The sequence below is a fragment of the Microvirga aerilata genome, assembly GCF_016743775.1.
Lineage (GTDB): Bacteria > Pseudomonadota > Alphaproteobacteria > Rhizobiales > Beijerinckiaceae > Microvirga > Microvirga aerilata.
Genome location: NZ_JAEQMY010000048.1, coordinates 1 through 25,291, shown reverse-complemented (window position 1 = coordinate 25,291; position 25,291 = coordinate 1). Strand labels below are relative to the sequence as shown.

29 protein-coding genes are annotated in these 25,291 nt (G+C 63.3%); 10 read left to right on the top strand and 19 right to left on the bottom strand.

Annotated elements, in window-relative coordinates:
- The first annotated feature begins 174 nt into the window (after positions 1 to 174).
- The 4 genes from JKG68_RS22400 to JKG68_RS22385 all read left to right on the top strand — a co-directional run bounded on the left by JKG68_RS22400 (position 175) and on the right by JKG68_RS22385 (position 2,386).
- The gene (locus JKG68_RS22400) at positions 175 to 384 is read left to right on the top strand and encodes a cold-shock protein (protein WP_202063570.1); all 210 of its coding nucleotides are present in this window, start codon (positions 175 to 177) and stop codon (positions 382 to 384) included.
- A 118-nt stretch (positions 385 to 502) separates the two neighbouring features.
- Positions 503 to 694 carry a hypothetical protein gene (locus JKG68_RS22395; protein WP_202063569.1) on the top strand — a complete coding sequence of 64 codons (192 nt, stop codon included), beginning with the start codon at positions 503 to 505 and terminating at the stop codon, positions 692 to 694.
- An 82-nt stretch (positions 695 to 776) separates the two neighbouring features.
- Positions 777 to 1,925, top strand: coding sequence for a histidine kinase dimerization/phosphoacceptor domain -containing protein (locus JKG68_RS22390; protein ID WP_202063568.1), 1,149 nt, complete (start codon positions 777 to 779; stop codon positions 1,923 to 1,925).
- A 56-nt stretch (positions 1,926 to 1,981) separates the two neighbouring features.
- Positions 1,982 to 2,386 (top strand): response regulator, encoded by a 405-nt coding sequence (locus tag JKG68_RS22385; RefSeq protein WP_312890916.1) that lies wholly within the window; start codon positions 1,982 to 1,984, stop codon positions 2,384 to 2,386.
- A 58-nt stretch (positions 2,387 to 2,444) separates the two neighbouring features.
- Here JKG68_RS22385 and JKG68_RS22380 read toward each other — a convergent pair whose 3' ends face one another.
- The gene (locus JKG68_RS22380) at positions 2,445 to 3,179 is read right to left on the bottom strand and encodes a PRC-barrel domain-containing protein (protein ID WP_202063567.1); all 735 of its coding nucleotides are present in this window, start codon (positions 3,177 to 3,179) and stop codon (positions 2,445 to 2,447) included.
- 311 nt (positions 3,180 to 3,490) lie between these two features.
- On the opposite strand from JKG68_RS22380, the gene JKG68_RS22375 reads away from it, so the two are divergent.
- Entirely contained in the window at positions 3,491 to 3,712 is a 222-nt protein-coding gene (locus tag JKG68_RS22375; RefSeq protein ID WP_202063566.1) for a DUF2934 domain-containing protein, read from the top strand.
- Between the two features lie 254 nt (positions 3,713 to 3,966).
- Positions 3,967 to 4,918 (top strand): IS630 family transposase gene (locus JKG68_RS22370; RefSeq protein ID WP_202063565.1). Its coding sequence is split into 2 segments (ribosomal slippage): positions 3,967 to 4,341 and positions 4,343 to 4,918, totalling 951 coding nucleotides; the frame shifts between segments, so codons are not numbered across the junction.
- Between the two features lie 12 nt (positions 4,919 to 4,930).
- Here JKG68_RS22370 and JKG68_RS22365 read toward each other — a convergent pair.
- The 17 genes from JKG68_RS22365 to JKG68_RS22285 all read right to left on the bottom strand — a co-directional run bounded on the left by JKG68_RS22365 (position 4,931) and on the right by JKG68_RS22285 (position 17,012).
- Positions 4,931 to 5,074 carry a hypothetical protein gene (locus JKG68_RS22365; RefSeq protein WP_202063564.1) on the bottom strand — a complete coding sequence of 48 codons (144 nt, stop codon included), beginning with the start codon at positions 5,072 to 5,074 and terminating at the stop codon, positions 4,931 to 4,933.
- Between the two features lie 43 nt (positions 5,075 to 5,117).
- Positions 5,118 to 5,258 carry a hypothetical protein gene (locus JKG68_RS22360; protein ID WP_202063563.1) on the bottom strand — a complete coding sequence of 47 codons (141 nt, stop codon included), beginning with the start codon at positions 5,256 to 5,258 and terminating at the stop codon, positions 5,118 to 5,120.
- A 47-nt stretch (positions 5,259 to 5,305) separates the two neighbouring features.
- Positions 5,306 to 5,485 carry a hypothetical protein gene (locus JKG68_RS33640; protein WP_246515735.1) on the bottom strand — a complete coding sequence of 60 codons (180 nt, stop codon included), beginning with the start codon at positions 5,483 to 5,485 and terminating at the stop codon, positions 5,306 to 5,308.
- Between the two features lie 288 nt (positions 5,486 to 5,773).
- The gene (locus JKG68_RS22350; RefSeq protein ID WP_202063562.1) at positions 5,774 to 6,046 is read right to left on the bottom strand and encodes a hypothetical protein; all 273 of its coding nucleotides are present in this window, start codon (positions 6,044 to 6,046) and stop codon (positions 5,774 to 5,776) included.
- A gap of 30 nt (positions 6,047 to 6,076) precedes the next feature.
- Positions 6,077 to 6,382, bottom strand: coding sequence for a hypothetical protein (locus tag JKG68_RS22345; protein WP_202063561.1), 306 nt, complete (start codon positions 6,380 to 6,382; stop codon positions 6,077 to 6,079).
- Between the two features lie 640 nt (positions 6,383 to 7,022).
- On the bottom strand, positions 7,023 to 7,508 hold the full coding sequence (locus JKG68_RS22340; RefSeq protein WP_376773190.1) for a DUF411 domain-containing protein: 486 nt from the start codon (positions 7,506 to 7,508) through the stop codon (positions 7,023 to 7,025).
- A 124-nt stretch (positions 7,509 to 7,632) separates the two neighbouring features.
- Entirely contained in the window at positions 7,633 to 8,070 is a 438-nt protein-coding gene (gene copM / locus JKG68_RS22335; protein WP_202063560.1) for a CopM family metallochaperone, read from the bottom strand.
- Positions 8,071 to 8,096: 26 nt separating this feature from the next.
- Positions 8,097 to 8,471 (bottom strand): hypothetical protein, encoded by a 375-nt coding sequence (locus JKG68_RS22330; protein ID WP_202063559.1) that lies wholly within the window; start codon positions 8,469 to 8,471, stop codon positions 8,097 to 8,099.
- Between the two features lie 23 nt (positions 8,472 to 8,494).
- The gene (locus tag JKG68_RS22325) at positions 8,495 to 11,620 is read right to left on the bottom strand and encodes an efflux RND transporter permease subunit (RefSeq protein WP_202063558.1); all 3,126 of its coding nucleotides are present in this window, start codon (positions 11,618 to 11,620) and stop codon (positions 8,495 to 8,497) included.
- A gap of 9 nt (positions 11,621 to 11,629) precedes the next feature.
- Entirely contained in the window at positions 11,630 to 13,351 is a 1,722-nt protein-coding gene (locus JKG68_RS22320; RefSeq protein ID WP_202063557.1) for an efflux RND transporter periplasmic adaptor subunit, read from the bottom strand.
- Positions 13,352 to 13,414: 63 nt separating this feature from the next.
- Positions 13,415 to 13,870: a hypothetical protein gene (locus JKG68_RS22315; RefSeq protein ID WP_202063556.1), complete on the bottom strand. Its 456-nt coding sequence runs from the start codon at positions 13,868 to 13,870 to the stop codon at positions 13,415 to 13,417.
- A gap of 133 nt (positions 13,871 to 14,003) precedes the next feature.
- On the bottom strand, positions 14,004 to 14,489 hold the full coding sequence (locus tag JKG68_RS22310) for a cupredoxin domain-containing protein (RefSeq protein ID WP_202063555.1): 486 nt from the start codon (positions 14,487 to 14,489) through the stop codon (positions 14,004 to 14,006).
- 12 nt (positions 14,490 to 14,501) lie between these two features.
- Positions 14,502 to 15,008: a DUF4396 domain-containing protein gene (locus tag JKG68_RS22305; protein ID WP_202063554.1), complete on the bottom strand. Its 507-nt coding sequence runs from the start codon at positions 15,006 to 15,008 to the stop codon at positions 14,502 to 14,504.
- Positions 15,009 to 15,018: 10 nt separating this feature from the next.
- Entirely contained in the window at positions 15,019 to 15,249 is a 231-nt protein-coding gene (locus JKG68_RS22300; RefSeq protein WP_202063553.1) for a heavy-metal-associated domain-containing protein, read from the bottom strand.
- Positions 15,250 to 15,310: 61 nt separating this feature from the next.
- Entirely contained in the window at positions 15,311 to 15,577 is a 267-nt protein-coding gene (locus JKG68_RS22295) for a heavy-metal-associated domain-containing protein (protein WP_202063552.1), read from the bottom strand.
- A 155-nt stretch (positions 15,578 to 15,732) separates the two neighbouring features.
- Positions 15,733 to 16,365 (bottom strand): Rossmann-fold NAD(P)-binding domain-containing protein, encoded by a 633-nt coding sequence (locus JKG68_RS22290; RefSeq protein WP_202063551.1) that lies wholly within the window; start codon positions 16,363 to 16,365, stop codon positions 15,733 to 15,735.
- A 461-nt stretch (positions 16,366 to 16,826) separates the two neighbouring features.
- Positions 16,827 to 17,012, bottom strand: a complete 186-nt coding sequence (locus tag JKG68_RS22285) for a hypothetical protein (protein ID WP_202063550.1) — start codon at positions 17,010 to 17,012, stop codon at positions 16,827 to 16,829.
- 272 nt (positions 17,013 to 17,284) lie between these two features.
- Here JKG68_RS22285 and JKG68_RS22280 point away from each other — a divergent pair, with 272 nt between their 5' ends.
- The 4 genes from JKG68_RS22280 (at position 17,285) to JKG68_RS33635 (ending at position 24,370) form a co-directional block, all read left to right on the top strand.
- Complete coding sequence (locus JKG68_RS22280) at positions 17,285 to 17,671, top strand: response regulator (RefSeq protein WP_202063549.1); 387 nt, start codon at positions 17,285 to 17,287, stop codon at positions 17,669 to 17,671.
- Positions 17,672 to 17,898: 227 nt separating this feature from the next.
- On the top strand, positions 17,899 to 21,123 hold the full coding sequence (locus JKG68_RS22275) for a PAS domain-containing hybrid sensor histidine kinase/response regulator family protein (protein ID WP_246515732.1): 3,225 nt from the start codon (positions 17,899 to 17,901) through the stop codon (positions 21,121 to 21,123).
- A gap of 260 nt (positions 21,124 to 21,383) precedes the next feature.
- Positions 21,384 to 23,075: a sensor histidine kinase gene (locus JKG68_RS22270; RefSeq protein WP_202063548.1), complete on the top strand. Its 1,692-nt coding sequence runs from the start codon at positions 21,384 to 21,386 to the stop codon at positions 23,073 to 23,075.
- A 116-nt stretch (positions 23,076 to 23,191) separates the two neighbouring features.
- Complete coding sequence (locus tag JKG68_RS33635) at positions 23,192 to 24,370, top strand: GAF domain-containing protein (RefSeq protein ID WP_312890915.1); 1,179 nt, start codon at positions 23,192 to 23,194, stop codon at positions 24,368 to 24,370.
- 33 nt (positions 24,371 to 24,403) lie between these two features.
- On the opposite strand, the gene JKG68_RS22260 is transcribed toward JKG68_RS33635, so the two are convergent.
- The coding region (locus JKG68_RS22260) for an IS3 family transposase (RefSeq protein WP_202063547.1) at positions 24,404 to 25,291 on the bottom strand (888 nt) is incomplete at its 5' end.

Sequence of the window (25,291 nt, the reverse complement as noted above, 5' to 3'; positions counted from 1 at the left end):
GAGCCCCATATTGAACTTATCGACTTTGGCCGAACAATCGGGCCGTTTCGCTTGTGGCTTTGCCAGGCGGATCTTCAGGCACTCTCCCCAAACATCGACGAACCCGAGCACAGGGCTGCACTTCTGTGCGACCTCAAACTCACGTGCACTCACGCATAGCCTAAGGATACTCCCATGAACACGGGCACAGTAAAGTTCTACAATGACATGAAGGGCTTCGGCTTCATCCAGCCGAACGATGGCAGCAAGGACGTGTTTGTCCATGCCACCGCTCTCGAGCGCGCCGGCATGCGCGGCCTCGTCGAAGGCCAGAAGGTTGCCTTCGACACGGCTGAAGACCGCCGCTCCGGCAAGATCGCCGTCAATAATATCGAGATGGCATAAAGTCGTCACTTCGGTGCAGGCTTACCTGCACTGAGCCATCAAGGCCGCTCCCCCTGGGGAGCGGCTTTTTGTTTACCCACATCGCGCCGCCACTGCGCAGTCTCACACGGAAACCAAAATGCTTCACAAATACAAGATCCGTCAGATGGTGCGCCTCGTGCGTGCGCCGATTTCCGACAGCCGTGCCAGTGGCAGCGGCATCTACGAGGTAACCCGTCTCATGCCGGCCGACGAGACCGGCGAGGTCTCGTACCGGATCCGATCAGGTGCGACGGAGCGTGCTGTTCGAGAGCATGAGATCAGAGCATGAGCGGCTTGCGGGACAAAGGATTGAGCGACCGGCTGAGCACGGCCGAGAGCTGTCACTTCACCCATACCAAACCGGAGTGGCGATGAACGAGTTTGAGGAGAACAAGGCGGACACCACTGAACGGACCGTCTCCGAACGGCACATCGAGGCGGTTCGGCAGCAAGGCGGGATGTTCGTCGAGGCTGTCCGGCGGACCCGGATGCCGATGCTCGTGACTGACGCCACCCTGCCTGGCAATCCAATCGTTTTCGTCAACCAATCCTTCGTCGACCTGTCCGGCTACACCACGGATGAGTTGCTCGGACAGGACCCGCACTTCATGAATGGCGAGGGCACCGACCCGGAGGCCATCCGGCGCTATGAGGCCGCGATCCAGCAGGGACGGGACGAGACGCTGGAGATCCTTCAGTACCGAAAGGATGGCAGCCCGTTTCGGGCCATGCTGTTCGCCAGTCCTGTGGATGACGGCCAAGGTACCGTCACCAATCACTTTCTCTCCTACCTCGACATTACCCGACGCTATGACGCAGAAGAGAACCTTCGGACGCTTGCTTCTGAACTGGAAGCCCGAGTGGCGGCTAGAACCCAGGAGTTGGAAGCCGTCAACGTCAAGCTATCGGCTCTGGTCGCCGAGCGGGGGATGCTGCTGGTCGAGGTCAACCACCGGGCCAAGAACAGCCTTGCCATAGCCGCCTCTCTCCTCGCCATCCAGGGCCGACGGCAGCCGGATCCGGCTGTGAGGGCCCTCTTCGATGAAGCCCATGACCGGCTCAACGCAATGGCGCGGGTGCACGACCTCCTCAGCAAGTCGGAAAAGGCTCAGCGTGTTGATGTTTCCGTGTACGTGGCGGACCTGTGCGAGGCCTTGAGGCCGATCACGGAGAACGACGATCGCATCCACCTCGAGGCGACGATGGAGGATGGGATCCTGGTCGACGCCGACACGGCGGTTCCGCTTGGCATCGTGCTCACCGAACTCATTACCAACGCCGTGAAGTATGCGTTCCCAGCACCACGGTCAGGGGCGATCCTCGTCCAGTCGCGCCGCAGCCTACCGGGATCGGTTGAACTGGTCGTCCAGGATGATGGAGTTGGGATCTCGCAGCTTCGGGAAGGATCGCTCGGCTATGGCCTCGTTCGGTCTCTCGTTCAGCAGATCCGGGGGGACATCGATATTCGGAATGACGCTGGGCTAGTGGTGACACTCACGTTCCCTGAGGCCTCCCAATAGGCGCCAGAACCCAATCCGGCCGACTATTATCGTGGCCTTAGAAACGTAGAGGATCGATCTCCATTCCATTAGACATTCCTGAGAAAAAACCTGACATTCGCGCGCTCATTCTGGTTGTCGAGGATGAAGCTCTCGTCCGCATGATGCTGGTCGATGTGCTGGATGATGCTGGTTTCAAGGTCATGGAGGCGGCTCACGCGGACGAGGCGCTCAATATTCTTGCGGCCGCTCCTGACGTCCAGGTGGTCGTCACGGACGTGGAAATGCCACGCGGGAGCATCAATGGCTTCGAACTGGCCCGCAGAGTGCGGGAGGATCGACAGGATATTGGCGTTCTAATCGCCTCGGGACGCGTGGCTCCCGCACCCGGGGACTTGCCGGAGGGTACCTATTTCGCCGAAAAGCCCGTTCGCCCTGAAAGACTGCTTGAGCTGGTCCGGGCGCTGCTCCTCCAGGGCTAGGAGTGCCATGGGCGAGCATTCCTACTTCTGAAGGAGCAGTGCCGGCCTGTACTCTCCGTTACGGGCGATCTGAAAAGATCGCGTCGTTCCGGGTGCGCCATGCTTCGTCCGACAGCCACCTGTAATCCTGATCGGGCATGTGTGGCACCGTCTTGACCTCCGCCTCAAGCATGGGAAGGAAGAAGCTGTCCCGCTCCTGTGAGACCTTAAGGGATCGGATCGGCACGACAATGCTGTCCTTGCCGGGGGTGAAGAACCCGCCTGAGGCCACAATCGCGTAGTCACGGCGATCCTTCGTGCCGAAGACAACGTTCCGGACCTCACCCACGATCTTGTCGTCGGCGCTTCGCACCTCTGCACCAATGATCTGATCCGCCCTCAAGGCAGGGGCAAGCTCGTCAATGTGGATAAGCGGCTTGGCATCCTTCCTGTCACGGCGCCCTTGCACTGCGCCACGCTGGATCTTGGGCTCGCGCGCGCCCATCTGCGCCTCCGCATCCTCCTCATCGTTGCCGCCCAAGGAATTAATTGGAGGGCCGGAGAGGAGTTCGCGGATGTTGCCCAGGAGGCGCTCGCAATCGTCATGACGTCCGTAGGACCAGAGGGTGATCGCGGCATCGCGCAAATTGCGCAGGTCGCGCACGGTCTGGCGATTAACCTTCCCGCGAAGTTCTGGCCTTTGCAGGATGGCTTCTTCGAGTTTGGCATCTGCGATCTGGCAGTCGGCCATCGCTTGTGTGACACCGAGCAGGCTGAGGAGAGTGACTGTAAGGAGAATTCGTGCCGGTTTCATTATTTGTCCGTTCTGTAGGAAAGGCAGGTTGCCAGGTAAAAGCTGTCCGCTGCCGCTTGCAATACGAACCTGGGATAATGAGCGCCGCCGCTGCGAATCTTTGTGATAGATCAAAGATAATTACTGAAACAGCGTGAGCACTAATCCAAAACAATGACTTATTTCGAGAAGCATATGTGCATTATACACAGTTTAAACTATGATAATACATAAATATATTATAGGTTTATCGTTAATACATCATAACCGCCATCAATAAGCCATCATGCGTATCGTATTCTTCTGGAAGGAAACGCAGGAAGGACAGCGATATGGAACAGCATGCCGATGAGACACAAGATCGCGTAAGGCAGCGCGCCTACGAGCTCTGGGAGCAACACGGCAGCCGCGAAGGCCATGAGGCAGAATTCTGGCACCAGGCAGAGCGTGAGCTGAAGGGTGAAGCGAGCAGTAGCGACACCAGCAGAGGCATCACCGTGAATGCTTCCTTCGCCAGGAGCGGCTCTGGATCGGACGGTCCCGGCAAAGTGTGACGACAGAAAGCGCTGAGGTTCATGTTAGGCGAATGGATCCCGGAACATCCCTCTGCGCGATCTTCGTGGTTGGTCCGCGCGTCTCGCATCTTCTTGCACATGATCTCGACACGTCGACGCGTTGAATTTGGTCTCTTCAGCAGGTGATGCGTGAGGACGCTAGAGCAACGGCAGTTCTGACGGAGTCGTTGGGACTATGCAGCGTAGCGGCTTCGTGATTCACTCATCTTGGTCCTCTATGGAGGAGATGAGCGATGACCAAGTCCTATTCGCTGGATCTGCGCCGCCGGGTGGCGCACTTTGTCGAGGCGGGGCATTCCTGCCATGCGGCTGCCCGGCATTTTGACGTGTCCGTCGCCTTCGTGGTGCGGCTGATGGCGGCGTATCGGGCCACCGGCAGCCTCGCGCCGAAGCCAGAGGGCGGCTGGCGCTATTCCAAGCTCGACCCGCATCGCGACTTCCTCATCCGCCGCGTGACCGAGAAGGACGACATCACCATGCCGCAACTCGCCGCGGAACTGGCGGCCCTCGGCACCAAGGTCACGCCCGCGTCGATCTCGCACTGGTTCATCCGCCAGGGCTACAGCTTCAAAAAAAACGCTGCGGGCCAGCGAACAAGGACGCGCCGACGTGCGCCAGGCCCGCGAGCACTGGCACACCAAGCGTCAGCCGCGCATGCGCCAGGAGCCGCATCGGCTGGTGTTTCTGGATGAGACCGGCGCCTCCACCAAGATGACGCGCCTGCGCGGCCGTTGCCTCAAAGGGCAGCGTCTGTATGCCAAGGCGCCGTTCGGCCATTGGCTGAGCCAAACCTTTGTGGCGGGGCTGCGCTACTCTGGTCTGACGGCCCCTTGGGTGATTGACGGGCCGATGACCCGCCAGATCTTCGAGACCTATGTGGAGACGCAACTGGCGCCGACCTTGTCGCACGGCGACGTGGTCATCCTCGACAACCTGCCGGCGCACAAGAGCGAGAGGGCAGCAGACTGCCTGAAGCGAAAGGGCGCCTGGTTCCTGTTCCTGCCCCCGTACAGTCCGGATTTGAACCCAATTGAGCAACTCTTCGCCAAGCTCAAAGCGCATCTGCGTAAAGCCGAAGCCCGCACCTTTGACGCGCTCTGGCGCGCCATTAGGGAGATCTGCGACGGGGTCGAGGCTGAGGAATGCCGCAACTACTTCACCGCAGCCGGATACGGATTCGTCTGAACCGCCGTTGCTCTAGCGCTTGCCGCCCGACGGTTTTGCAGGTGCGCTGCCTTTGCCTTGGTTGGCAAAGGGTGAGGCCGTCGCGACCTCAGTCTTTGGCTTTTCCTTCTTCGGCTTCTTAGCCTCACGGTTGCCGCGTTGTTCGCCCTTGGCCATGGCTTGTCTCCATTGTTCGTCAGTTAATTGAGAAAAGATAAGCTCAGTTGTGAGTCGAGTTTGTAATGAGGTCGTCCGGCCGCTCCAGGTAGGACACTCCCGACGAGTGCACGTTGAGAATGACGGTGACGGGCGTGGCTTGCCCGAGCTCGTATGCCACCCCGCAGCCAACGCGAATCTGCATGATCTCTTTTGCGTTACAGCGCAGAGTGAGATTCGGCTTACTTCTGATCATGGTTGATCCTGGCCCGGATTGCGCCGGCAGACACCCCGGGTGTGCTTTTCGATGGCCGCCAAAACGGCGTCGAGGGAAGCGAAGGGACCATGCTCGATGCCGAGCATGGTCGCCAGAGCATGGCCACCCGGCTGGATTGTGAACTGCTTGGCGGATGCTTCCGTGATCCGTCCCATCGACGGCCGAGCAGATCCGCAAGGCTCCACGCCCTGCCATCAACCGTTGGAGTCACAATGATATCCAAGCTAAACTCCCGATCCGGCGCTGCCGATGGAATTGTCTGAGCCCTCGGTCTCCTTACCAAGGTTTGCAAGCGCGGTGTGTTCCCGTGCGCTCACGGCTTCGCTGGTCCAGCAGGGCACGACCACACCCCAGCCGCTTTCGGCTAAGGAAACAGCGCTGGGGGAGTGCCTTTTATCCAGCCCTCGGTTCACGAAGGTCAACTCGGTAGGCTTTTCTTCCGATCAGGAGCCATGGGATCCGGAAGCATCCCGCGCCAGTGCGGCGTCGAGAGCGTCCGGCGCGACAGGGATGGCTTCGAAGGACCGTGTTCCACCGCGACTCAGGGGGAGAAAGATCACTGTTGCAACACGGCGGTAGGCCAAGAAGGATAGACCCTCGATAGGTTCCTCGTCTGTCTGGACCGTGTAGCTGCCGGCTGGTTGGGCCTCATCCAGTCCATCCAGCGAGAAGGGCCGCGCAAAGGTAATCGTCTTGGATGTGGTGCGCAAACTCATGGCCATTCTCCGTGGTTCAAGTGGGGCAGCCTAGACACCGACCTTGGCGGCGCAGGCAACTGCGACGAGGCGATTGCCTTCAGATGTTCCGGGCATAGTTGCCCAGCCATTCTCCATAACGGTGTCGCTGCGCTTATAGGAGGAAGCTCCTTTCAGGAGAGCAACCCGCTCCGCGAGTTGCGGGTCACGCTTGGATTGGTCGACGCAGATCGAAGTCAGCGCTGCGATTACATCGGTTCGCGATTGCTCTACGGCCATCTGCTGGGCCGTGCTGCCCGTTACCAAATCACTCCAGTTGAACCCGATCACAGTCACTGCAATTGCGTCGAAGGCCACGCCATAGAGGCTCGGTTTCAGCCATACCGGAGCTCTTATGGGATTATCTCTCGGATCAGAGAATGAATTATCTTCTCACCAGAAGCAATTAGTAGCACGAATATTTCAACATGTGTGGTTTTATTTTTGGTATTTATCATATGACGCTTAGTTTTCGGGCTTTGAGACTGCAACAACTCAGTTTTTTATTGCGGCTTGGCCATCTGGCGGATAACTTACTGACATTGTCAGGAAGATAAGGTTTGGAGAGAAAAGCAACCTTCTCCGACAAGTCATCGGGCCAGGGCGTACCCTCCCTGATGTGACAACAACCCCAATCCCTGGCCAGGGCTCCTGAACCATGCGGGCCGGCTCAAGGCTGTCCATCGAGCTAGGCATCTCGATATCCGCGACCACCGTCTGCACGTCCGCGGGGCCCCAACGACGGTCACAACCTCGTCGGCGTTCACTGCCTCAAAGCCTCGGAAGGTCTCCTAATGGCACGGGGCTGACCTTAGACGTACTTCCGCACTGCTGGGATGAGCCGACCTTCGCACCAACATCCGCTACTACTCAGTTTGACCCGATGCTGACTTTCCGACCAGCCCTGACAGCCGGAGGCATGGACTGAGCTTGCGAGCTGTCATCGGAAAGTAGCAGGTCAGAGCAAACGAGCACCCTTGTAACGGGCGAAGGTTTTGTGGCTGCTCGGACCGAACAGGACCACCTCGTACGTCTCCGGCACCATGCCCTCCATCTCCATGCCCGGCGAGCCCATCGGCATGCCGGCGACGGCCAGCCCCTTGCCTGCAGGCTTCTCGGCGAGCAGGCGCTTGATGGCGTCCGCAGGCACGTGCCCCTCGATGACGTAGCCGCCAATCTCGGCGGTGAGGCAGGAGGCGAGGTCATCCGGCACGCCGAGGCGCACCTTCACGCGGTTGATCTCGGACGTCTCGACCACATCGGCCGAAAAGCCCGCCTGGCGCAGGTGGTCGACCCAGCCTGTGCAGCAGCCGCAGCTCGGATCCTTGCTGACGACGATCTTCGAAAGACCCTGGGCCCGCAAGGGGCGGGAATGCGCCAGCAGGGCACCAGCTGCGAGACTGGTGACGAGGCTGCGCCGGGTCATGTGCATGGTGTTCATCAGACTGCCTTTCCAACGGGCTCCCGCCATGGAAGCGCAGGATGGCAGCGCAACAATGGCAAGAGCGAATGTCTCATGGCCGAGCGGGGAGCCGGACGGCCATCCGCCCGCTACCCCGCTGCGACTGCTACTTGCCGTTCTTCTTGAGCCAGTCCTGCATCTCGGCGATCTCCTTCTCCTGATCGTCAATGATCTTCTGGGCCATCCGCTTCGTCTCCGGATCCTTGGCATGCTTGAGGGCGACCTTCGCCATCTCGACCGCACCCTGGTGATGCGGGATCATGTGGGTGCGGAAGTCCACGTCCGGGTTGCCGGTGTAGGGCACGTGCATGTTGTGCATCATCTTCATGTCCGCCGCCTTGAAGTCCTTGGTCGAGGGCGGATCGTTCGGCGACGGCATCATGTCCTGCATCATCTTCTGCATCGCCGCCGGGTCCATGTTGCCCATGGGCATGGCACCTGACATCGGCATGCTGCCGTGGCCTTGGTGCGAGGTCTGCGCGTATGCCACGCCGGCCACGGCGGTGATCGCGAGGGCAGCGATGCCCTTGGTGATCGTCTTCATCGGTTTCTCCTGAGCGTGAGGAAAGGTCAGTTGTTGACGAAGCGGGCCTGCACGGCGTGGCCATCGGCCATGGTGGCCGAGACGACCACGCGGGCGCCCGAGCCGAGCGGCTGCGCCAGAGCGCCGACGAGCTTGTTGGGCTCGGCCGGCTGGAGTTGAACGGTTGCCGTCTTACCGCCGTCCTGCACGATGGCGCGAGCGTTCGTCGTGCCCGCGGATGCCAGCGGCTTGTCGTCCGACTCGGTGAGGAAGAGGATGAGTTCGGAGCCCTTGGCGACCAACTCGACGTGATGGCCGGCGCTGTCGACAACCGGGCCGCCGTTCGGGCCCTTCGCTATCTCGTGAGCAGCGGCTGTCAGAGGCGAGGCTGCGATGGCAAGGGCGAGGATGAGATGCTTCATGGTGTTTCTCCTTGTGTCGTGGATCAGAAGGCTTCCGCAGGGGTGAGGCCGCCGGCGCGGCCCTCGCGGCTGGCCTGGATGCGCTCCAGCGGCTTCCTGCCGAAGGTCAGGAACAGGACCGGGGTGAGGAAGGTGTCGATCAGCGTCGCCGAGATCAGCCCGCCGAAGATTGTGACCGCCACCGGGTGCAGGATCTCGCGCCCGGGCTCGTCCGCCCCGATCAGGAGCGGGATGAGCGCGAGGCCGGCGGACAACGCCGTCATCAGCACCGGGGTCAGCCGCTCCAGGCTGCCGCGGATCACGAGGTCCTTGCCGAACTGCTCGCCCTCGTAGAGCGCGAGGTTGATGTAGTGCGAGACCTTCAGGATGCCGTTGCGGGCCGAGATGCCGGCCAGTGTGATGAAGCCGATCATTGAGGCGACCGAGAGCGGCTGGCCGGCGATGTTGAGCGCGATCACGCTGCCGATGAGCGCCAGCGGAATGTTGCCCATGATGATCAGTGCCAAGGCCGGCGACTGGTAGCGGCTGTAGAGCACCACGAAGACCATCGCGAGCGACAGGAGCGACAGCGCTCCGATCCGGAGCGTCGCCTCTTCCTGCGCCTGGAAGGTGCCCTCCAGGCGGGTGACGTAGCCCTGCGGCCACTGCGCCTCCCCGGTGACGCGGCGGATGTCGGCAATGATGGCCGCCATGTCGCGCTTGCCATCGGTGTTGCCCAGGACCGCAATCCGGCGCTGGCCGTTCTCGCGCAGCACCTGGTTCGGTCCGTTCGTCTCCTCGACATTCGCGATCATCCGCAGCGGCACATGCCCGGTCGGCGTGGCGATCAGCAGGTCGCCGAGGCCGGTGGTGGAGCGGTCCTGGTCGGAGAGGCGCATCACCACGTCGAAGCGGCGGTTGCCCTCAACGATCTGCGAGACCGTGCGCCCGTTCGACATCGTCTCCAGACCTTGAGTCACCGTCGCCGGCGTCAGGCCGTAGAGGGCTGCCTTCTCGTAGTCGACGTCGATGCGCAGTTGCGGGATACGCACCTGCTTCTCGACCTGGAGGTCGACGAGCCCTTCCACGCCCGAGAGCCGCTCGCGCAGGCCTTCCGCCAGGGTGCGCAGCGTGTCGATGTCCTCGCCGTAGATCTTGAGCGCGATCTCCGCGCGCACGCCCGAGAGCATGTGATCGAGGCGGTGCGAGATCGGCTGGCCGACGTTGAGCGTCGCGGGAAGGACGGCCAGGCGGGCGCGGATGTCGCCCATCACCTCCACCTTCGAGCGCTCCGACCGCTTCAGGTCGACGTCAATCTCGGACGAGTGCACGCCCTCCGCATGCTCGTCGAGTTCGGCGCGGCCGGTGCGGCGCCCGACCGAGATCACCTCCGGCACGTCCTTGATCAGGCCTTCCGCTACGAGCCCGAGGCGGTGGCTCTCGGCCAGCGCGATGCCAGGATTGTAGGCGAGGCTGATCGTGAGCGTGCCCTCGTTGAACGGCGGCAGGAAGGCCCGCGGCAGCAGGGTGGCGGCATAGGCCGCCAGGCCGACGCCCAGCAGGATGGTGGTGAACAAGATCTCCCGGTGCCCGAAGGCCCAGCGCAGCAGGGCGGCGTTGCCGCGCTTGAGGTGTCGGACCACGAAGCTGTCGTGCTCGTGGCCCTTCACCCGCCCGGAGAGCAGATAGTAGGCCAGCACCGGCGTCACGGTAATCGAGGTGACGAGCGAGGCCAGGATCGACACGATGTAGGCCACGCCGAGCGGAGCGAAGAGCCGACCCTCGATGCCGGACAGGGCGAAGAGCGGGATGAACACCAGGATGATGATCATCGTCGCGTAGACGATGCCGGAACGGACCTCCTGGCTTGCGGCCGCGATCACCTCCAGCACGGGCCGAGGCTCGGGCAGCTCCCGGTTCTCCTTGAGCCGGCGCAGGATGTTCTCGACGTCGACCACCGCATCGTCGACGAGCTCGCCGATGGCGATGGCGAGGCCGCCCAGCGTCATGGTGTTGATGGTGAGACCGAAGGCATTGAACACGAGCACCGTCACCAGGATCGAGATCGGGATCGCGGTCAGCGAGATCACGGTCGCCCGCACATTCATCAGGAACAGGATCAGGATCACGGCGACCACGGCGGCTGCCTCCAGCAGCACCCGCTTCACGTTGTCGACGGAGGTCTCGATGAAGGTGGCCTGCCGGAACTGAAGGTTCGTGGCCGACACGCCTTGCGGCAGCGTTTTCTGGATCTCGGCCAGCGCGGCTTCGATCTTGCCGGTAAGGTCGACCGTATCGGCGCCGGGTTGCTTCTGGATCGATACGATCACGGCGGGCTTGCCCTGGAAGCCGGCATCGCCGCGCTTCACCCGCGGTGCGAAGTCGACTTGTGCCACCTGGTGCAGGAAGACCGGCTGGCCCTGCTTGTGCACCACTACCGTGTTGCGCAGGTCCTCCAGGCGTTTTGTGACGCCCACGTTGCGGATCAGGTACTCGCGCCCGTGCTGGTCGACGAAACCGCCCCCGGTGTTGGTGCCGAAGCGGGTGACCGCAGCCTCGATCTGCTCGTGTGTGACGTCGAGCGCCTGCAGGGCTGCGATGTTGGGTACAATCCGGTACTGCCGGACCTCGCCGCCGATGGGGATCACCTGCGCCACGCCCGCGATGGTGAGGAGCTGGGGCCGGATGATGAAGTCAGCGATCTCGCGCACCTCCATCGGCGAGACAGTGTCGCTGGTGACGGCGACCAGCATGATCTCGCCCATGATCGAGGTCACCGGCCCCATCTGCGGCGTGACGCCGGTTGGGAGCTGCTCGCCCACGAGGGCCAGACGCTCGGCGACGAGCTGGCGCGAGCGGTAGATGTCCGTGCTCCAGTCAAACTCGACATAGACGATGGACAGGCCGACACCGGAGACGGAGCGGACGCGCGTGACGCCCGGCATGCCGTTCATGGCTGTTTCGAGCGGGTAGGTGACGAGCTGCTCCACCTCCTGGGGCGCGAGGCCCTCGGCCTCGGTCATCAAGGTGACGGTCGGTCGGTTGAGGTCGGGGAACACGTCGACCGGCACCCGCGGCAGGATCCACGAACCGAAGGCGACGAGCACGAGCGCCGCCGCGATAACGAAGAGCCGGTTCTTGAGGCTGTTGCTGACAAGAAAGTTGAACATCGCCGTGCCTCACCGTATCTGGTTGATGAGTTCGGGGCCGCGGACCACGATGCGCTCGCCCTCGGCAACGCCGGCCCGGATCACGAGACGGGTGGCGTCGAAGGGCTCGGTCCGCACAGGCCGTGCCTCAAAGCGTTCCGGATCCGTGTGGCGCCACACCACCGCCTCGCCGTTGGCGCCGCGCACCACCGCATCCCGGGGCATGATGATGTCCCTGACGGAGGCTCCGTTCTGCGCGAACACCGTGACCGGCGAGCCGACCGACAGATTGCCCGGCGGGCTCTCGATGGCGAACTGCACGACTGTGGCCTGTTGCTGGAGCGCCTTGCTGAAGCCCTGGAACGCGAGCTTCAGCGGCGTGCCGTCGACGGCGGTTGCGCTGGCGCCGGTGACCTTGGCGGGATCGATCTCGCCGTAGACGAGCGCCTCGACCCAGAGACCCTTCGGATCGACAATCTGGAAGACGATGTCCTGGGAGGCGACCACCTGGCCAGGGACGACCCGCGCCGCGGCGATGGTGCCGTCAATGGGGGCCTGCAGGACCTCGGACTCGATGCGGGTCTGGCGTACGATCTCGCGGCGGCGGCGCAGGCCCTCCAACTCGATCTCGGCGTCCGTGACCTGGCTCGGCGGGGCCACGCCCCGGTCCGAGAGCTGGCGCACGCGCTTGAGCTTGGTCTCGGCGACCGCGATCTCCTGCTCGATCTCGCCGACGCGCTCGGACAGCGTGGTGCGGTCGGCCTGAGGCACTGCCTGCTCGACCAGGGCCAGCACGTCGCCCTTCCTGACGGCCTGCCCGATGCCGGGGAGCCCCTTCTCGGGAGCGATGATGCGCCCTCCGTTGATGCTCTGCACGAGGCCGGAGCGGTTCGGGTCAGCGATGACCCGTCCGATCAGGCTTATGGCCTTCTGCGCCTCCTCCGGCTTCGTCATGGTCGTCCGCACGTTGAGCAGGCGTTGGCTCGGCTTGGGCACGAACACCGTGCCGTCCGGCAGGCGGCGCGGGGTGTCGCCGGCGGGGAGGACGGCCTTGGCGGCATCGGCCCCGTGATCATGCCCCTCGTGGGCGAAGGCGTAGGCCGTCGAGACGGCGAGCAGGACCAGCGCCAGGCCCGCGACCGGGACCAGCCTCCTCCGGCTTCGGGAGACAAGGCCAAGCAGGAAGCCGAGCGCGAGCGCAACGCCGGCGATCACGTAGGGGGTGGCCACCTCGATGCTGCCGAGCCGTACAGTTGGCGTGTTCTGCAGGACCTGGAGCGGCGAGGCCCGCCCTGGAGCAGGAGCCGCGGCAGCGGCCTTGGCGGGGAGCTGGAGGGTGCCGATCAGCAGGTCGTCGCCGGCAGGCGCGGTGACAGCGAAGATGAGCTCCAATGGGCCTTCGCCCGCGAACTTGGGCGACGTCACCGTGTAGGTGCCGTCGGGCGCCGCCTCGGCTTGGACCTCCTCGTCACCGCCGACCGTCACGATCATCTTTGCATCGGTCACAGGCTCGTTCGAGGCAAAATGGTCCAGGAAGATCCCAAGGCGGTCGCCACGCAGGACGCCGACGAGCTCGTAGGCGTCCGACTGCGCAGTGACCCGTGGATTGTTGGTGGTGACCGCCGACGGTGGCGGCGCGCCGTGATCGTGCCCCTCATGAGCGACTGCCGTGGCGGCGATGGTGGTCAGAAGGCCCAGGCCAACCAGAATGGCTTGGAGGCGGCGCAGGGCGCCGTTGGAACGGATAAACATTGGGATAACCCCGGATCATAAGCACGGCGTCGGGAGCGACGCGGCGTCGGGGCCGGTCGCTGGTTAGACGATGCTGAGAGTTCGTGGCGGGCGCTTGAGGTGGCCAGGATCGATGCCGGAGCCGCGCTGGCTGCCCGGGATGAGTGACAGCGCCAGGGTCATTGGAGCGGACATCGCATCCAGTCCCAAGGGGGCCATCGCAATCGGGCAAGCGCTGGCGCAGCAGGAGCCGTCAGGGCCGGCGTCGGCCTGCCGGTCGTCGGGAGTGACTTCATCCACCACATCGGCCTTGGCATGGTGATGGGTGACCCCATCGCCATGATCGTACGCGGCCTGGTGAACGCGCGCTAAAGCATGCTGATGCCCGTGGCCGGAGGACGCCGTCTGCTCGCACTCAGGCGAGCCTTGCCCATGCCGATGCATGCCCGCCAGCGCGCCGCTGTGGAGCACGAACGACGCCACGGCCACGAGCATCAGGCTCGTGACAAGGCGCCGGAGGTGGGTCCACAGGGTGTTCAACAATTCGCTCCTGAGATCAGGGTAATGATCTGCCGGGCAGCCGGTTTCCAAACGGTTACCTCTAGGGTCTTTGTGGCCTTTGTGGGCCGCGAGGCTGGTATTGCGGATTCGTTCGCCACAGCAAACCACTCCCTCACTTCACCACCACTGTTCCGACCATGCCCGCCTCGCGGTGGCCGGGGATGAGGCACGCGTACTCGAACGTGCCGGCCTGGGTGAACTGCCAGCGCAGCACGCCGGAGGTCTTCGGGCCGAGCCGCTTGGCGTTCGGATCCTCGTGCGCCATTTCCGGATGGGCGGCCATCGCCTCGGCATGCACCCAGTTCGCCTCGACGGTGCCGATGACGAGCTCGTGGTCGAGTTCGCCGCCGTTCCGCAGGACAAACTGGACCTGCTCGCCCTTGGCGACCTCGATGCGCTCCGGCGCAAAGGCCATGCCGCTGTCGATCTCCTTCATCACCACTTGGACGACGCGGCCGCCCTTCGCTGGATCGCCGAGGCGTCCGTAGGCCGTTTCCACAGCGTGGTCATGGCCGGCATGGCCTGGGTCGGCCCATGCCATGGAGGTCGGGGCAAGGGCGACTGCCATGGCCGCCAGGATCATTGGAAAAGCACGCATGACCGACCTCCTTCAGTGATGAGCGTGGACGAAGGCATGCCCACGACCTTGGGCGATGAGCCAACGGTTAAGCGGGAAGGCAAAGGCACCCGCGATCACCAGGGCGACGGCAAGGCTGCCCCAGAAAAGCGGGCTCGACAGCGGCGCGTCCATGGCGCCCGGGATCACCAGCATGATGGCGTTGTCGACGATCTCCATGATGGTGATCGAGGCCGTGTCGGAGGCGAAGGCCAGGCCGACCGCGGAACTGAGTGCCATGCCGCTGCGCAGCAGGGGCAGCATGGTCAGAGCGTAGCCAAACAGGAAGGCGAGCACGACTGCGAGCGCGATGGTCGCGCCAGTGCCCCAGCCCAGGGCGGTGCCGATGACCATGCCGAGCACCTCGCCGATGGCACAGCCCGTCAGGCAATGGACAGTGGCGCTGAAGGCCACCCGGTTGAGGCTCGGGGCAGCGGCCTGTGAGCCGTGGTGACCCTGGTGATCGTGAGGGGCATGGTGGTGATGAGCGTGGGTCTGCATGACGATCTCCTTACCCGAGAGGTTGAAGGATGGGCTCGGCGTCAAAACCGGCTTCACGCAGGGTTCGCATAAGAGCGGACTCGTAGTGCCGTGAGACGACCCGGACCGTTCGCGCCATCAGGTCGGCCTCAACGGGAGCGACCTCGTCGAAGGCGTGCAGGGCGCTGGTCAGGGCGGCGACGCAGCGGTCGCACATCATCTTCGGGATGTAGATGAGGTTGTGTGCCTGGAGGCGGTGCATGGTCCGGGTTCCTTGTTGGGGCAGGCAGCGGGTCCGGCAGGGGCCAGGATCCCGCATGGGCTTATCCAAGTGCCGGAACCGACGGGGTGTAGCCGGCGCCGGTGATCAGTGCCTCGACCTTGGCGAGGTCGCGGGTGCCCCGGATCGAGACCAGCTTAGTGGCCGGATCCCCCTGCACGCGAGCCCCTGGCAATCCAGCCTCCACGGCCTCCGTGATCGCGCTGGCGCAATGCCCGCAGGTCATGTCCTCGACCTTGAGGATCACGGCCGTGGGATCGCGCTCCGTGGTGGCGCTCGACTGAGCCTGATGGGTGCTGCATCCGCACATGGTCTGAACTCCGGTTGGCGTTGACGATGAGCAGACGGTGCACCTTCCCATCATGGGAAGGTCAAGCGCCTTTTTGCAGATCATCCTCGAACCGTAGGGGACACTGGAATTGCCCGGGTGAAGTAGCGGTCCATGCGCCTGGTCCGTGTCGCCCCTCAGATGATGGCGTCAGACTCGATGATGTGTTCCCCGCACGGGGCGGTGACCGCCGCCTCCAGCAAAACCCTGGCGATATGCTCGTGCGGCACGATGCGATAGCGGCGTGGTAGAAGCCGCTCGGCCAGTCGCAAGACCCGCATGGCCATGAACTCGGCGGGCCGGAACTCCTCCCGGTCGCTGCCGATGAGGGCAGGCCGCACAATAGTCAAGGACGGAAACCCCAGACCCCGAAGCGCCGCCTCCACCTCGCCTTTGACCCGGTTGTAGAAGAAGCGTGATCCCGGATCGGCTCCTGTTGCCGAGTTCAGGGCAAAAGCTTGCGCACCGTGCTGCCGGGCGAACCGCGCGACGGCGAGTGGGTAGTCGTGGTCAACCCGGCGGAAGGCTTCCTGCGAGCCCGCCTTGCGGATCGTCGTTCCCAAGGTGCAGATCACCCCATCGGCGGCCCACCAGGGAGCATCGGCCGGCAGGTGCTCGAAATCAACTAACGGGTTTTCGAGTTTCGGATGAGGCGGCAGTTCGCGCCGGATCGGGGCGACGATCCGGGCTACGCGCGCATCACTCTGCGCCTGCAGCAGGACAGCTCCGCCGACCAGACCTGTCGCTCCGACGAGCATCAAAGTTGTCATTCTGTTGCCTGTCTCCGTAGCCCTTGCGAATTGTATTTCAATCCCTATATCAGGTTTACCCCAGCGGACATGTATGTGGACTTCGAAGCGGCGGGCGTCACCGCCAGCGTCGATGAGATCGTGCACGGACGGATGTACTCCGGTTCGGTCTGTTCCTGCGCTTGCCTGACGATGCGAGCGCCCGTCTGGTAGCCGATCAGCCCAAGCCCGTAGTGCGCGAGGCAGAGATGCGAAGGCATCCTGTCCGTTCGCCCCGGAGCTTGGGCTTTTTCATCCGAACAATGCCTCCAGCTTGCTGGGTGACCTTAGGCTAGGATGATTGCGAATGGCCGCTCCTGGCACGGGGCCGACCTTAGCCGTATTTCCGCAATGGGATTGCGAAGCGACCTTCACGCGATCGCGTTTGAAGACTCCGGTTGACCCGAAGCAGACCTTTAACGGCACGTGCCGCCATCACGCCGTCAACCACTATCCTTGAGGGCGTCCGTCTCGGTTCGCTCCTGGACTGACTTACCCCGATCCTCGGCGAGGGCATCCCAGGTTTTGGCCATCTCTAGGAGCTGATCGCGCTGCGCCCCTTCGGGAACCTGCCTCGCCAGCACCCTGCATTCCTCAGCGTGCTGGCGGTACTCGGACGCCTTCTTCACCGCTTGTATCCTGGTAGGTCCTAAGCAAATAGGAGATGGGAACGGCCCCTTTGTAGAGCTGCGCTTCGCGTGGGCAAGGGTGGCGTGGCCATCTCTCATGGCAAGCGAGCTGCCCTTTGGATTGGGTCGGGTGCGGTGGTGCCCAATCCGCCGCCGAACCTGTCACAGGCCTGCCCGGGACCGTAGTGACGAGTTCGTGCGTCACTGACGTGTTGGGGAGGAACATCCGCTTGCAGATACCCGTTGGCCAGCTTCAAGAAGGATGAAGCGTGATGCTGGCAGGCTACTGTGTTCTAGTGGTGGAGGATGAGGCGCTCATCGCGATGGGCATCAGCGTGATGCTTACGGACGCGGGAGGGGTGCCGATCGGACCGGCTGCCAGCGTGCGCGAGGCGCGCCAGCTCATCAAAGATACCTCCGCGCTTGACGCGGCCGTCCTAGACGTGAATCTCGCCGACGGCTCGGTGACGCCTATCCTGGAGGCGCTGAGCGCGCGAGGCATTCCGACCGTGATCTACACAGGTGGTGTGGTCCCAGAGGATGTCCGTCACCGCCACCCCGACCTGATCGCACTCTCCAAGCCCGTCCTGCCGGCCCGCCTCATCGGCGAACTCCGCAAAGCAATCGGGACCCCGGGGCTGCGTCGATCCCACGTGTGACTCCCGACCAATCACTCGTTGCTGGCCAGTCGGTGGCGTTTGCCACCGAACTGCCTTCAACCGTTGGACGCGAACCTTCGAGAGGCGCGGTTTAACAGCGACAGACGGATTCGCGCCTTTCCCTGCCTTTACGGCGTCCTGCCCGGGCCCTATGTGAAGGTCTCCTTCCCGGAACCCATACCCGCCACCATCCCGGTCCCCGACATGGAATGAGCCATGACCTTGTCATGACGCGTCACAGCGAGATGAACTCCATGCACGGCAAGTTCGGACCCAACGGCAGGCTGGGCTTCCTCTCGGGCAGCGGCACGATGTGTGCGCTCATCCGCGCCCACGACTGGAAGGCGACGCCACTCGGCTCACCCGACGGCTGGCCGCAGGGACTTAAGACCCTGGCCGGGGTCATGCTGGGATCCCACCAGCCGATGTTCATCGCCTGGGGGCCGGAACGCACGCTGCTCTATAACGACGCCTATGCCGAGATCCTCGCGCGCAAGCACCCTTCGGCGCTGGGCCGCGACTTCCTGGAAGTCTGGCATGAGATCCGTGCCGATCTCCTGCCTATTGTCGAGAAGGCCTACGGGGGTGAGTCCGTCCACATGGACGACATCACCCTCATCATGGAGCGCCGCGGCTATCGGGAGGAGACGCACTTCTCCTTTTCATACACGCCCGTACGCGATGAGTCGGGGGCTGTCGCGGGGTTCTTCTGTCCCTGCACCGAGATCACGGGCCAGGTCATGGCCGAGCGCCGGCTCGCGGCTGAAACCGAGCGGCAGCGGCGCCTGTTCGAGCAGGCGCCGGGCTTCATCACGGCCCTGACCGGGCCCGAGCACGTCTTCGAGTTCGTCAATCAGGCCTACCGGCGCCTGTTCGGCGATCGCGGCTATATCGGAAGAACAGTGCGTGACGCGTTCCCGGAGCTTGTCGGCCAGGGGTTCTTTGAACTGCTCGACCAGGTTTATGCCACAGGGGAGCGGTTTGTCGCCCACCATATCCCTATCCGCTTCCAGGCGACGCCCGATGCAGCCCTGGAGGAGCGCTTCCTCGACTTCATCTACGAACCCGTGCTCGACGAGGCCGGAAGGGTGACAGGCATCTTCTGCGAAGGCCAAGACGTCACCGAGGCGCATCTGGCCCAAGCCGCCATAAGCGCCAGCAATGCGCGCTACACGAGCATGCTTTCGGCGATGAGCGAAGGGTTCGTTGTTCTCGACCGCGAATTCCGCCTCATCGAGATCAATGCGGAGGGGCTGCGGCTTGATGGTCGAGCAGAGAGCGAACTGCTCGGGCGAACGCATTGGGAGGCGTTCCCACCCTCCGTTGGCACTCCGGTCGAGGCTGCCTATCGCCAGGCAATGATTGAACGTATCCCGGTTGAGCTTGAGCACCGCTACGTGGATGAGGCCTCAGGCCATGATGTCTGGCTAGCGCTCCGCATCTACCCAGTGTCGGACGGTGTCGCTGCCTTCTACCGTGACATTAGCGAGACCAAGCGCGCCGAGGAGGTACTGCGGGCCAGCGAGGCACAGTTCCGTGCTTTTGCCCAGGCCATGCCGAACCATGTCTGGACATCGCTCCCGAATGGTCAGCTCGACTGGTTCAATGACCGGGTTTATGAGTACAGCGGAGCCTCGCCAGGGGAGCTGAATGGTGAGCGCTGGACTGGGATGGTTCATCCCGACGACCTGCCTGCTGCTGCCGAGCGCTGGGCCGCCGCCCTTTCCTCCGGAGCCAACTACGAGACCGAGTTCAGGCTGCGCCGCATGGACGGCGCCTACCGTTGGCACATTGCGCGAGCCGTTCCAATCCATGACGAAGGGGGTGCGCTGGTGCGCTGGATCGGCACGAACACGGACATCGAGGATCAGAAAGCGGCGGGCGAAGCCATTCGCAAGCTGAACGTGACACTTGCAGAGCAGGTCGCGGAGCGGACAGCGGACCGGGACAGGATGTGGCGGCTCACCACCGATGTCATGCTCGTGGCGCGTTTCGATGCAACAATCATGTCAGTCAACCCGGCCTGGACAACCCTGCTCGGCTGGCGTGAGGATGAACTCCTCGGCAAGAGTTTTCTCGACCTCGTTCACCCTGACGATGTGGCTGCTACAGTCGCTGAGGCCGGGCGGCTGTCCGAGGGCATCACGACACTCCGGTTCGAGAACCGCTATCGCCACAAGGACGGATCGTACCGGTGGCTGTCCTGGATTGCCGTCCCGGACGAGCAGTTCATTCACGCCGTGGGCCGCGATGTCACGGGCGAGAAGGAGCAGGTCCAAGCCCTGCGCCAGGCTGAGGAAGCGTTGCGCCAGTCTCAGAAGATGGAGGCGGTCGGGCAACTCACCGGCGGCATCGCCCATGACTTCAACAATCTGCTGACTGGCATCGTCGGCTCCCTCGACATCATGCAGACCCGCATCGTCCAGGGACGGACGGAGAACGTGGAGCGCTATGCCAAGGCGGCGATGAGCTCGGCCCAGCGCGCCGCCGCCCTGACCCACCGCTTACTCGCTTTCTCGCGCCGCCAGCCCCTCGACCCGAAGCCGGTGAATGCCAACCAGCTTGTCGCGTCCATGGAGGACCTGCTGCGGCGGACCATTGGTCCGCTGCACGCCCTGGAGATCGTCACGGCTGGCGGACTGTGGACGACTTTGTGCGATCCCAACCAGCTCGAGAGCGCCATCCTCAACCTCGCGATCAACGCGCGCGACGCCATGCCGGACGGCGGCAGGCTAACCATCGAGATGGCGAATGCCCATCTCGACAACGCCTATCCGGCCGCCCAGCGCGACGTCACACCGGGTCAATACGTGGCGATCTGCATCTCCGATACGGGAACAGGCATGCCGCCGGACGTGATCGAGCGTGCCTTCGAGCCGTTCTTCACAACGAAGCCGACAGGTCAGGGAACAGGCTTGGGCTTGTCGATGGTCTACGGCTTTGCCAAGCAGTCGGAGGGTCACCTGAGGATCTACTCGGAGGTCGGCACGGGAACGACGATCAAAATCTACCTCCCGCGCTACCGTGGGGCGGCCGATGAGGAGGCACTATCGGAAGCCACTCCGGATGTGCCGAGATCAGAGGCGGGAGAAACGGTGCTGGTGGTCGAGGACGAACCGGTCATTCGGGACCTGATCGTCGAGGTTCTTCAGGAGCTGGGCTACCGGGCCCTGGAGGCTGCTGATGGACCTGCGGGTCTCAAGGTCCTGCAATCGCGCAAGCGCATCGACCTGCTTATCACGGATGTCGGGTTGCCCGGGATCAACGGGCGCCAGGTTGCGGATCAGGCACGGGTCACCCGTCCTGACCTAAAGGTACTGTTCATCACAGGCTACGCCGAGAACGCCACGCTGGCGAATGGCTTCCTGGAGCCGGGTATGGAGATGATTACCAAGCCGTTCGCGGTCGAGGCGCTGGCCACCCGGGTCAGGGCCATGATCAAGGTGGAGTGAGGATCCAGTAGATGGCTCAAGGTCTCACTAGGCACATCCCGAAAGGGTACCGAATGGCGGCTCATCCAAAGAACGCCGACGTTGCTGAGCGGTACGGGATCGTCAGAGCCCCGTTGCAGACAGTCTACGATCTGAAAGGAACCCGAAATCCCTTTCGGTAGCCAAGCTCTCATGCAATACCCTTGGAATCTCTTGCCTTGCGATCTAAGTAGCGGCGACACAGCCGACAAACATGGCGTGATCAGGGGACAGCTTTGCGATTGATCAGGTTGCGTCCAAAGGAATGGTCGATCCGGCTTCATCTCTTTGCTTTTGCCGCGACGATCCTTGTCCCGCTCATCCTCCTGGGCAGCTACTTCGCAACAGAGTTCGCCGAGCGCGAGCGTGAGCGCTACCAGGAGGTCGCCAAGGCTCTTGCAGCCGACATTGCTGCGGATGTGGATCGGGAACTCGACAGCACCATCGCGGCCTTGCAGGCCCTGTCCACCTCACCAGCCCTGCGCAACGGTGATCTGGAGGCCTTCGACCGGCAGGCTCGCGAGACGCTGCACTATCGTGGCAGCGCTATCGCCGTGCGGGACCAAACAGGGCAGCAGATCATCAACACTTATGCACCCTGGGGGACGCCCCTGCCGGTGAGCACGCATCCCGTGCTGCGGAAGACCGACCAAACGGCGCTTGAGACGCAACGGCCCGTGGTCTCCGATCTCTACCAAGGTGCCGTCGCCAAGGCCCTCTATGTGCTTGTCGACGTGCCCGTGACGATCAGGGGCGAGGCGAGGTATGTGCTCAACATCGCGCTGACCCCGGAGCGCATTCGCAGGATCCTGGCCAGCAGCAATCTTCCCCCGGACTGGATCGTGGCAGTGGTGGACGGCAGCAACCGCATCATCGCCCGTTCCCGCGATCATGAACGGCTGCTCGGGGTCGATACCCAGCGCAGTTCTCCTGCACCTGCGGAGGCTGGCGCCGCCCTTTGGCAGGGGCTCAATGCCGAAGGGGTGCCGGTTCTCGCAGCCTCCGAACGCTCCCGTCTGTCGGCATGGCGCGTCACGGCCTCTGTGCCGCTAGCGGTGCTGGGCGCGCCCCTCACACGCTCCCTTCTGGCTGTTGCGGGGTTGGGAGGTCTCGGTCTTGCCTTATCACTGGCGCTGGCCCTGCTTTACGGGCGCGGTCTGGCTAGGGGGATGCTGGATTTGAGCCTGTCTGCCGAGGCGCTCGGGCGCGGAGAACAGATTCCTGCGACAGCAACGTCGGTGCGGGAGGTCAATCAGATCAGCCGAGCCATGGCTCGAGCTTCAGCGGACCTGCACGAGAGAGCTCTCGCCCAGGAGACCGCCGCAAGGCGGCAGGAGCTTCTCATCCACGAGCTCAATCACAGGGTCAAGAACACGCTGGCGACGGTTCAGTCCCTTGCTTGGCAAGTGGTCCGCCCTGGCGTTCCTCCCCGCATTGCTCAGGAGCGTTTCCAGGAGCGTCTCTTGGCTCTGTCACGGACGCACAACCTCCTGAATGAGACCTTGTGGGAGGGAGCCTCCCTGCGGACCATTCTTGAGGCCGAGTTCCAGCCTTTTATGGCTGAGACCCCACGTATCCGGCTCTCTGGTCCTGATGTGTATCTTCCCGCAACGCACACGGTGGTTCTCGGCATGGCGCTTCATGAACTCACGACCAATGCTGCCAAGTACGGTGCGCTGTCGGCAGCTACAGGTCGTGTGCAGGTTGATTGGCGGGTTGAGGGGCATGGCAGGGGTGCAACCCTGATCCTCGACTGGTGTGAGATGGGCGGACCACCGGTGCAGGCTCAGCCGAGGCCTGGGTTTGGCTCGCGGCTGCTACGGCAGACGATCACCCAGGAACTTGGGGGCGAGCTCAGCATGCGCTTTGAACCGGAGGGCGCTTGCTGTCAGATCGTAGTTGGCATTGCCCCGGCGGAGCAGCGTGCCGCCTGAGAAAGGTTTGGCCGCTATGTTCTATTCCATCGAAGGGGCGCGATGTACGATGAGGTTGAGGAAAGCTCTCGGGCACTACCCGGCTTCCTTGCCAAAGGTGGTGAGACCGCCGCCCGATCCTGGCGCACGACTGGTCGTCAACACCGCTCGGCCCCCAAGAGACTTGGCCGCAATCGCTGCGTTCCTCCCTCTCCATCTGTCTGACCTCGAAGTTCCCGACGGCGATCTACTGGGGGCCGGAGCTATACCTCCTGTACAACGACGCCTGGTCTCTGATCCCGGCCGAACGCCACCCGTGGGCGCTGGGGCGGCCAGGTGCTGAGGTGTGGGCCGATATCTGGGATGTGGTCGGCCCGCAGCTCGCGCGCGTGCTGGAGACGGGAGAGGGCTTCTCCACCTATGACCAGATGCTGCCGATAATACGGGGTGGCCTTCGCCGGGAGACCTACTGGAACTACAGCTTCACCCCGATCCATGGCGAGGACGGTTCGATTGTCGGTGTGTTCAACCAGGGCCACGAGATCACCGACCGCGTGCTCGGCGGGCGGCGCCACCGGTTTCTCCTCGACCTGAGCGACAAACTGAGGCCTCTGGCCGATCCAAGAGCAATCATCGACACGGCTCAGGAGGCGCTCGGACGGCATCTCGGCGCTAACCGCGTGGGATACGGCGAGGTGGAGGAGACAGCCCGCTATTTCACCACTGAACGTAACTGGACGGACGGGAGCGCTCCCTCGCGCGAGGGCACCCACGACTTTGCTGGGTTCGGTCCCGATGTGCTGGCCGCGCTGCGCGCTGGCATTCCGCTTCTCATTCCCGACGCGGCCCGCGATCCACGCACCTGCGCGCCCGAAAGCCTCGCGGCATTTGACGCCATCGACACGCGCGCCGTCATCACGGCTTCGTTGGTGAAGGAAGGGCGGATGCGGGCGGCGCTCTACGTCCATGCGCGGGAGCCGCGCAACTGGGACGAGCACGACGCTGAGCTGGTCACCGAGGTGGCGGAGCGCACCTGGGCGGCAGTGGAGCGCGCCCGAGCCGAAGCACGATTGCGCGAAAGCGAGGAGCGTCAGGCGTTCCTCCTGAAGCTTGGAGACAATGTGCGGCGCCTGAGCGATCCAGAGGCCGTGGTGGCCGCCGCGATGCGGGCACTCGGGGAGCGGCTGGGTGCGACGCGGGTCGCCTACGCCGAGATCGACGAGGCGGCAGCGATGGCGATGATCCGCAAGGGACAGGTGGTCGGTGTACTACCCAATTGTCCGTTGTCAGAGTTTTTGGGGCAGCGGGCGGTCTGATCTAAGGAAGACTCGGGTCCATCTGGTTTCAGATTAGGCGGCCTGCATCTGGTGCTGCAAGCGTCGACTTTGGATGGTCCGCTGTTTGATCCTTTCTCTCTCCTTCAGAATGGTCTCGCCACGTCCAAAGTAGACGTCGGCCGGCGTCAGGTTGCTCAGGCTCTCGTGGTAGCGCTGGTGATTGTAGTGCGCCACAAAGGCCTCGATCTGCCCCTCCAGATCACCCGGCAGAAAGGAGTTCTCCAGCAGAATGCGGTTCTTCAGCGTCTGGTGCCAGCGCTCGATCTTGCCCTGGGTCATAGGATGATAGGGTGCTCCACGCACATGGCTCATGCCCTTGCCCTCCAGCCAAGTGGCCAGATCTGCCGAGATGTAGCTCAAGCCGTTGTCCGACAGCAGCCGAGGCCGGTGCCGCACCTCCACCTGCTCCAGACCTGAAGCTTGCAGGGCCAACTGCAGAGTATCGGTGACGTCTTCGGCCTTCATCGTGGGGCACAGCTTCCAGGCAAGGATGTAGCGCGAGAAGTCGTCCAGCACCGTCGAGAGGTAAAACCAGCCCCAGCCGATCACCTTGAGATAGGTAAAATCGGTCTGCCAGAGCTGGTTGGGCGCAGTGGTCTTGTCCTTGAATTCGTCTGCGGTCTTCATGACGATAAAGGCCGGGCTGGCGATCAGGTCCTGTGCCTTGAGCAACCGGTAGACGGAAGCCTCGGAGACAAAGTAGCCGTGCTGGTCAGTGAAGCGCACCGCCAGCTCCCGCGGCGACAACTCCGGCTCATCGAGGGCGAGCTGAATGATCTGCTCACGTCTTTCATCGGGGATGCGGTTCCAGACCCGCTTTGGCTGAGGCCGCCGATCCTCCAGAGCCTCGGGGCCGCCGGTCTGATAGAGATCGGACCATCGGTAGAAGGTTGCTCGTGG

Excerpts from the sequence above, each read along its gene's own strand:
- JKG68_RS22400 (WP_202063570.1), top strand. The coding sequence starts at position 175 with ATGAACACGGGCACAGTAAAGTTCTACAATGACATGAAGGGCTTCGGC.
- JKG68_RS22395 (WP_202063569.1), top strand. The coding sequence starts at position 503 with ATGCTTCACAAATACAAGATCCGTCAGATGGTGCGCCTCGTGCGTGCG.
- JKG68_RS22390 (WP_202063568.1), top strand. The coding sequence starts at position 777 with ATGAACGAGTTTGAGGAGAACAAGGCGGACACCACTGAACGGACCGTC.
- JKG68_RS22380 (WP_202063567.1), bottom strand. The coding sequence starts at position 3,179 with ATGAAACCGGCACGAATTCTCCTTACAGTCACTCTCCTCAGCCTGCTC.
- JKG68_RS22375 (WP_202063566.1), top strand. The coding sequence starts at position 3,491 with ATGGAACAGCATGCCGATGAGACACAAGATCGCGTAAGGCAGCGCGCC.
- JKG68_RS22365 (WP_202063564.1), bottom strand. The coding sequence starts at position 5,074 with ATGGCCAAGGGCGAACAACGCGGCAACCGTGAGGCTAAGAAGCCGAAG.
- JKG68_RS22360 (WP_202063563.1), bottom strand. The coding sequence starts at position 5,258 with ATGCAGATTCGCGTTGGCTGCGGGGTGGCATACGAGCTCGGGCAAGCC.
- JKG68_RS33640 (WP_246515735.1), bottom strand. The coding sequence starts at position 5,485 with ATGGGACGGATCACGGAAGCATCCGCCAAGCAGTTCACAATCCAGCCG.
- JKG68_RS22350 (WP_202063562.1), bottom strand. The coding sequence starts at position 6,046 with ATGAGTTTGCGCACCACATCCAAGACGATTACCTTTGCGCGGCCCTTC.
- copM (WP_202063560.1), bottom strand. The coding sequence starts at position 8,070 with ATGAAGACGATCACCAAGGGCATCGCTGCCCTCGCGATCACCGCCGTG.
- JKG68_RS22330 (WP_202063559.1), bottom strand. The coding sequence starts at position 8,471 with ATGAAGCATCTCATCCTCGCCCTTGCCATCGCAGCCTCGCCTCTGACA.
- JKG68_RS22325 (WP_202063558.1), bottom strand. The coding sequence starts at position 11,620 with ATGTTCAACTTTCTTGTCAGCAACAGCCTCAAGAACCGGCTCTTCGTT.
- JKG68_RS22320 (WP_202063557.1), bottom strand. The coding sequence starts at position 13,351 with ATGTTTATCCGTTCCAACGGCGCCCTGCGCCGCCTCCAAGCCATTCTG.
- JKG68_RS22310 (WP_202063555.1), bottom strand. The coding sequence starts at position 14,489 with ATGCGTGCTTTTCCAATGATCCTGGCGGCCATGGCAGTCGCCCTTGCC.
- JKG68_RS22305 (WP_202063554.1), bottom strand. The coding sequence starts at position 15,008 with ATGCAGACCCACGCTCATCACCACCATGCCCCTCACGATCACCAGGGT.
- JKG68_RS22300 (WP_202063553.1), bottom strand. The coding sequence starts at position 15,249 with ATGCACCGCCTCCAGGCACACAACCTCATCTACATCCCGAAGATGATG.
- JKG68_RS22295 (WP_202063552.1), bottom strand. The coding sequence starts at position 15,577 with ATGTGCGGATGCAGCACCCATCAGGCTCAGTCGAGCGCCACCACGGAG.
- JKG68_RS22290 (WP_202063551.1), bottom strand. The coding sequence starts at position 16,365 with ATGACAACTTTGATGCTCGTCGGAGCGACAGGTCTGGTCGGCGGAGCT.
- JKG68_RS22280 (WP_202063549.1), top strand. The coding sequence starts at position 17,285 with ATGCTGGCAGGCTACTGTGTTCTAGTGGTGGAGGATGAGGCGCTCATC.
- JKG68_RS22275 (WP_246515732.1), top strand. The coding sequence starts at position 17,899 with ATGACGCGTCACAGCGAGATGAACTCCATGCACGGCAAGTTCGGACCC.